This is a genomic window from Terriglobia bacterium (assembly GCA_036496425.1).
Taxonomy (GTDB): Bacteria; Acidobacteriota; Terriglobia; order 20CM-2-55-15; family 20CM-2-55-15; genus 20CM-2-55-15.
Genome location: DASXLG010000147.1, coordinates 1 through 2342, shown reverse-complemented (window position 1 = coordinate 2342; position 2342 = coordinate 1). Strand labels below are relative to the sequence as shown.

At 57.9% G+C, this 2342-nt stretch carries 4 protein-coding genes; 2 read left to right on the top strand and 2 right to left on the bottom strand.

Annotated features, from left to right (window positions below; all coding sequences use genetic code 11):
* Window positions 1-1213 (top strand): non-homologous end-joining DNA ligase (gene ligD / locus VGK48_10705; GenBank protein ID HEY2381635.1); only part of this gene is annotated, 1213 nt, incomplete at its 5' end.
* A gap of 7 nt (window positions 1214-1220) precedes the next feature.
* On the opposite strand, the gene rpmH is transcribed toward ligD, so the two are convergent.
* A complete protein-coding gene (gene rpmH / locus VGK48_10700) occupies window positions 1221-1394 on the bottom strand; it encodes a 50S ribosomal protein L34 (protein HEY2381634.1) in 174 nt (57 codons plus the stop codon).
* Window positions 1395-1450: 56 nt separating this feature from the next.
* On the opposite strand from rpmH, the gene VGK48_10695 reads away from it, so the two are divergent.
* Complete coding sequence (locus tag VGK48_10695) at window positions 1451-2074, top strand: GNAT family N-acetyltransferase (protein ID HEY2381633.1); 624 nt, start codon at window positions 1451-1453, stop codon at window positions 2072-2074.
* A gap of 50 nt (window positions 2075-2124) precedes the next feature.
* Here the strand turns inward: VGK48_10695 and VGK48_10690 are convergent.
* Window positions 2125-2342 (bottom strand): hypothetical protein (locus VGK48_10690; protein HEY2381632.1); only part of this gene is annotated, 218 nt, incomplete at its 5' end.

Genomic DNA, 2342 nt, shown 5'->3' with positions numbered 1-2342 from the left:
CGGCAAAATGCACCTCGTTTTGAAAGGAGAGAAACTCGATGGCGAGTGGATCTTGGTGAAGGACAAACGCGAACCGGAGAGCAATCGATGGCTTCTAATCAAGGCGGGAAAGTCGATGAAGCCGATCTCCGACCGCGTGGACGATCGCTCGGCCCTAACGAAGAGGTCGATGACCGCGATTACGCGCGACAACGATGCGCAATGGCAGAGCCATCGGCCCGCGTCCTCTGGGAAGAAGTGGAACAAGCGGCCGGCGAAGGCCGCGCGGCCAGTTTTCGTCGAGCCGATGAAATGCAAGCCGGTGACAGATCTGCCGGCTACCGGCGAATGGCTTTACGAGATGAAGTTTGACGGGTATCGGTGCATGGCTTTGAAGGAGGCGGACGAAGTCCGGCTTCTCTCGCGCAATCAAAAGAAGTTCAACGATCGCTTTCCACAACTGGTTAGGGCTTTCGGAGATCTGCCGGGCAATTTTGCCATCGACGGCGAGATTGTCGCGCTTGACCGTCACGACCGGCCATCCTTCCAACTGTTGCAGAACAACCAGGCGAACCCGGACGCGATTTATTTCTACGCCTTCGACCTGTTGCACGACAACGGAGACGACTTGCAACGGAGCCCTTTGGAAGAACGGCGCCAGCGCCTCGCCGGAGTTATGTCTAATGCCTCTGAGCTGTTGCGGCTTTCACCGCTCTTGCCGGGCTCGCCCGGACAGGTCTTGAAAGCGGTGTCGAAGTTGGGTTTGGAAGGCGTTGTCGGTAAGCGCAGCGGATCTCTCTACGAGGCGGGAGAGCGCTCGGGAGCGTGGATCAAGCGACGCAGCGATCGGCGACAGGAATTCGTCATCGGCGGTTATGTTCCCGGTGCGGCGAACTTTGATTCGCTGCTGGTCGGCCTTTATGAAAATAAGGCGCTTCACTTCGTCGCTAAAGTGAAGGACGGGTTCGTCGCGCGCTTGCGCAAAGAGGTTTTTCGGCAGTTCAAAGGGCTGGCGGCGAACGATTGCCCGTTTGCAAATCTGCCGCAGAAAAAGGGCTCCCGATGGGGAGAACCGCTGACGAAAGAAAAGATGAAAGAGTGCCGCTGGCTCAAACCCCAACTCGTATGCGAAGTCGCGTTTGTCGAGTGGACCGACGCGGGGAACCTGCGGCACGCGAAATTCATCGCCATGCGCGATGACAAGCCAGCCCGGGAAGTGGTTCGCGAGACTTGAGACGGAATTACGCCTGGGTGTGCCGGGCGAAGTGACGCTCGACGCCCTTCGGGAGCAAACGTTTACGTCCCCGTTGGCGCCGGCGGGCCAGCGTGGCGCGGCCGCCTTTTGTCTTCATCCGGGCACGAAAGCCGTGCTGCCGTTTGCGGGTGCGTTTTGATCGTTGCAGGGTCCGTTTCATAGTCGAAATCCCATCTGGGGGGACGGGAAGCGGCTACGGTAGGGAGGGAGGCGGCCTTGTCAATCGAGCGTCCCGATTACTCAGGCCACTGGCCCAGTCAGCCCAGTGCCCCCCCCGTCCAATCGTTGGAAGAGCGTGGCCGAAAGCGATGGTCATTGCCAGCCTGTCACCTTTCTGGAATAAGAAAACCAGTGGAAGCGAACGTCGTCATCGAGCCCGCGACGGAAGCCGATTTGGACGAACTGTCCGAATTGCTGGGGGAGCTTTTCAGCGAGGAGAGCGACTTTCGCCCTAACAAGGACAAGCAGCTGCGCGGATTGCGGCTCATTTTCGAGCAACCGAACCGTGGAAGGGTTTTCGTTCTTCGGCGCGACAAGGCGATCGTGGGAATGATCAATCTGCTTTTCACCATCAGCACCGCCGAAGGCGGCTTTGTCATTTTGCTGGAGGATTTGGTGATTCATAGAGAATACCGCGACAAAGGGTACGGTTCCGATCTGCTCGAGTATGCGATCAAGTTCGCGGGCGAGAAAAATTTTCTGCGCATCACCCTTCTGACCGACCGGCCGGAGATTCGTTCGCAGAATTTTTTCCGACGCCATGGATTCGTCGATTCATCCATGATGCCGATGCGTTTACTGGTCACTCCCGGTGCTGACGGCCCGGGGAAAGGAAAATAAAGAAGACCAGTCGCGCGAAAGTGATGCGCCGGGCGAGCCGGCGCCCGCGTTCAGTGTGGTGTGGCGCTATTCTGCAAGCTGGCCAGTTCAATCAGGAGGCGCGACTTGAGGGCGGCTCGAACTTCAATTTCGTCCACCCCCTTGGCGACCTCCTTTTCGTTAACCATTTCGCGATTCGCCTTGGCGTAATCTTGCAGCGCCTGGACGTGTTCCGGATCGGAAAAGAAATAGAACAGACTCGGCACATAGCTTTGCGCACCGAGAGCGT

What these genes read in the sequence shown, in the direction of transcription:
- rpmH (HEY2381634.1), bottom strand. Translation starts at nt 1,394, where the DNA reads ATGAAACGGACCCTGCAACGATCAAAACGCACCCGCAAACGGCAGCAC.